Origin of the sequence: Nostoc sp., from assembly GCF_041747015.1 — a bacterium.
In the GTDB taxonomy this organism is placed as follows: domain Bacteria; phylum Cyanobacteriota; class Cyanobacteriia; order Cyanobacteriales; family Nostocaceae; genus Nostoc.
Genome location: NZ_JBGTFY010000119.1, coordinates 1 through 3,945, shown reverse-complemented (window position 1 = coordinate 3,945; position 3,945 = coordinate 1). Strand labels below are relative to the sequence as shown.

Annotated in this window: 4 protein-coding genes and 1 tRNA gene; 2 read left to right on the top strand and 3 right to left on the bottom strand. The window is 39.6% G+C overall.

Going from position 1 to position 3,945, the window contains the following annotated elements; all coding sequences use genetic code 11:
• Nucleotides 1–36 precede the first annotated feature (36 nt).
• Nucleotides 37–109, top strand: a tRNA-Val gene (locus ACEW80_RS09010).
• A 141-nt stretch (nt 110–250) separates the two neighbouring features.
• Here the strand turns inward: ACEW80_RS09010 and ACEW80_RS09005 are convergent.
• From ACEW80_RS09005 to ACEW80_RS08995, 3 genes are read right to left on the bottom strand one after another with little or no spacing between them, the layout of a single operon-like run.
• A complete protein-coding gene (locus tag ACEW80_RS09005) occupies nt 251–1,639 on the bottom strand; it encodes a TniQ family protein (RefSeq protein ID WP_373526258.1) in 1,389 nt (462 codons plus the stop codon).
• Nucleotides 1,629–2,780, bottom strand: a complete 1,152-nt coding sequence (locus tag ACEW80_RS09000; protein ID WP_373526257.1) for an ATP-binding protein — start codon at nt 2,778–2,780, stop codon at nt 1,629–1,631. The genes ACEW80_RS09005 and ACEW80_RS09000 overlap by 11 nt, the downstream gene beginning before the upstream one ends.
• A 2-nt stretch (nt 2,781–2,782) precedes the next feature.
• Entirely contained in the window at nt 2,783–3,583 is an 801-nt protein-coding gene (locus tag ACEW80_RS08995; protein WP_373526256.1) for a Mu transposase C-terminal domain-containing protein, read from the bottom strand.
• A 27-nt stretch (nt 3,584–3,610) separates the two neighbouring features.
• Here ACEW80_RS08995 and ACEW80_RS08990 point away from each other — a divergent pair.
• On the top strand, nt 3,611–3,945 hold a 335-nt coding region (locus ACEW80_RS08990; protein WP_373526255.1), incomplete at its 3' end, for a transposase.

Here is a 3,945-nt window from a genome sequence, read left to right as displayed (position 1 = left end):
AAATGTTTTGCTATATTAATTAAGGATTAGTCAAAAGGGCGGTTAGCTCAGTTGGTAGAGCGCCTGCCTTACAAGCAGGACGTCATCAGTTCGAGTCTGGTACTGCCCATTAACTAAATTAAGGCTAGAGACAGCTTAAATTGTGACTTTACCCATAACTTTGCCGCAACGGCAAGCTTATGCTTCCAATAAAGGGTGGCAAAGTTATGGTTCTACTTTTGTAAGCTGTTATAGGTAAAACTATAACAGCTTACAAACCGCACTCACGTCGTGCATCATTAAAAGCAGCGCGGACTTGTTTATATCTAAAACACCCCGGATTTGGCATTAATTCACAAACGCGACCTTCTGTGGGATACACACCCTGAGCATTAAGGCTAAGGACAATCTCTCTAACTTCGCTGCAAAATCTTTCTATGCTTTTGAGACGGTAAGCTTTATTGTAATTACGGCATTTAGCAGAAATAGCACTACACAAATCTGGATAGTGTCTAGAAATAGTTCTGTTATGATGACCTAAACGCTTTGCAACTTCTTCCATTGTTGGTGGTGGTTCTTCATTACCTGCAAGTATTGCTAATAAAGCATCTTTTACTTGATATTCGTCGAAAGATTTTGGAGATACCCTTGGTGTGCGAGAAAGTTGGAGGTGCTTCTGCGAGATTTTTGTAAAAGATTTAGTAATCAGATTTTTTGGAGTAAGAAATTCTACCAAAGATATCTCTAATTCGTAACAAATCTTCAGAAGGATATTTAGTTCAGGCAAGGTGTTAGTAGACTGCCACATCCACAAACTATTTTTTGGTACTCCAATAATACGAGAAAATGCAGCCGCATTATTTTCTGCAACTTTATCAATAACTAAATTTAAGGATTTTCTAATGTTTTCTTTTGATGGGGCAGATTCAAAGCATTGAGCAGCTAAAATTAGCTCTCCTACAACATTAGCAGTCCAATACTGCCACTCCAACTGTAATTTTATTGAGCCTTCACCATCTGTAAATGTCTTAAGGCATTGATTTGCGCCTAACCACTCTCCACACTTTGAACAGTAACCAGGTCTTGAACGCCAGTTTAATAAAGGTGATTTATGATTGCAGTGAGGGCAAAGATCAACCAAGGGTTTTTGATGCTGAGGGCAAATTGTAATTAGGTTGATTGTCCAAAGCAATTGCTCATAAACTACCTGCCCATTTTGATGCCGCTCTTGATAACAAATTGGACACCAAGCTTTGTTGGTGCGAAATAAATTGCGTGGAGTCAAAATGTTAGACCAAAACAGCATGGTTAAAAAACGCAAGTCATCTCTAAGCGTCAATTTTTGTAACACTTGAACTAAATCTGCTGCCATCTCTCCCATGCCATTTAACGCTTGACTACGGTTGAATATTTCACGAAAACCTCGATTAGCTCCATTTTGGAAATATATTTTATTGACAAGCGGAGCAATTTCTCTAGTAATCAAGACTCCTGGAAGAACTCCATGCAACTCTGCTATCCGTGCGATATAACCTGTTAAACTCTCTATGTAAGGAGTCCCAAGACCTACAGGTTGAGGTTGATAGAGACGACTACGTTGTGGAATTAATGGCTTTTTTAAATTCCAAGATTCGTATGTTTCTAATACACTAGCTAACATCTTGCTGCACTCCGATGGGATCTCTTTTAGGTTTGCGTTTGCCAGCCTTTCCTGGCGGACGAGTAGTTTTTGGGGTTTCTTCGGGTAGCACAATTGGTTTTGCGCCAAGTCCTAATGCAGAGCGTAAGTTTTCCACATGTTCTTCTGTCTCAGATAATTGTTGTTCACCCTCTTGAATTTCCTTGAACATTTTCTGACACTGAGCAACCGACAAAGCACATTTTTGTAAATTTTTGAGAGTGACTGTTGTTGCTTCTCGATCTAGAGCATCTTTAAGAGCGCGTCTTAGCCAATCTTTCAGTGTGCCAATACATCCTAAAGTACGTTCGTAAATATATTCCCAATGATCAACTAAATTTGGAGTTTCTGCTATTGGCAGATACTGTTGAAAAGTTAACAACACACTCTTAAAAGCCAGTACATCTTCTGGGCTATCAGCACAATAACGGCGGAAATGAATATCAACACTACGACGTGAGAGTTGACCGCTCAAATTACGGAATGTAAGCAGTTCGTATGTTCCTAATAGACAGTGCAAGATGCCTGTCATATTTGCTAAAGATTTGAGACAGTCTAATTGATCTTGTAGCTTGTATCCGCTTGCTACCTTACCAAAATGTTGTGCTTCATCTACAAAAAATACGTCTGGATGACGATGGATGAGAGCATTTTCTAAAGCTCTGCGTAGAGCAGGTGCAACTACTTTCGACTCAACATTAATTTTGCCAAAATTATTGCGAGAGATACCACGCACACCGTAATCAAACTTGTGATCGATTAATGGTTCTTCCAAGGTAATTAAGGCGCGTGTGTAGTATTCTTTCCAGTTGAAGTATCTCGATTCTGGGGCCATAGCTTCAATACCAACAACAGGAACACGAGCGCGATCGCTTTCCAGTTTAGGTAATGCTAGTTCCTTTAATTTCTCCTCAACTCGGCGCCACAAAGTTGTTTTACCGATACCGCTAGGGCCATAAACAAAGATAAATGATGCTCCTGCGGGTTCGGCAATTGTTCGCATGAGAATTTCATAGACTTCTTTAAGTCGAGGATGCGCTACGGTGTAATCCTTAAAGTAAGCAAGCCTTTCTGTAGCAGGTTGTGTGAGGAGTTCAAGAGGAAATCCAGTAGATTCTGTCATAATTAAAACTCATCATAAACTACAAGTATTTCTGGGACGATCGCTTCATCTTCATCCGCTTGAAAATCGGTATTGGCAAAAGTAACTTGAATAAGTTTTGCTTCTTCGTTACGGCTTGTTGCCGCTTTTGTGCCCTCAATTACTCTGAAGACTTCCTTAACTTCTGCATCATAGGAACGCTGTTGTAATAGAGCTTCTTGAGCTTCTACCGATGCTAAAAATTCTGCTAATTTCTTAGCCGAAACTTTAGATTGTTGTGCATGATTTGAAGAGCGTTTACGTAACTCGATACTAGCTAACTTTAGTTCTTTTTCTGAACGGCCTTGGAGTTCTGTATAATATTGAGAGATACACTGTACCCACTGTCCTCGAACAAAGGCGTAAGCGATACCAATATTAAACGGGTCGTATCTTATCTGAACAGAGGTATTTTCAATTTGGGGATCGCGGAAACTATTAGACCAGTAGTAGATTGAGTTAATTTTTACACCGCGTCCAACCTGAACTTTTGCTTTTCCCTCTGAGGTTGTAGGTAGGGTAAGAATCTGAAAGTTTTCGTTTTCATCGTAAGGAATCATGCGGTGAACCCGACTGCCACCAATCGCCATACCCGCAGCAAACGCATCCCTCGGACTCTGGAAAAGTGCTGGATGTTCGTCTGTATCGTAAACTTCGTAAGCCCAAGCACAAAGATATTCATAAAGTAAACCAAGTGTCCATACAGCTTGATTTTTAGGGTTAACTGACTTGGTGACTTGGCGGACGTTACGAGTTACAGCACTTCCGTCTGTAATGAGGTACACTTTAAATTAAAGTATAAATATTTTTAAATGAAGTCATACTCTATCGATCTTCGAGAAAAAATAGTTGCAGCACATATTCAGAAAAACATCTCAATAAGGAAAGTGGCTAACATATTTTCCGTGTCAAAGAGTTTAGTGCAAAAGCTTGTAAAACAACAAAAAGTTGATGGAAATTTACAATCAAAGCCGCGAGGAAAACCACAATTTAGTCATCTAACAAATGCTGAAATAGAGCTAAGAGAATTAGTTGAAACACATCCAGATGCAACATTGATAGAGTTGTGTGAATTATTTGCAGACAAGACTGGCAATTGGGTAGGTCGAAGTGCAATGTGTTCTGCATTACAGAAATTAGGATTAAA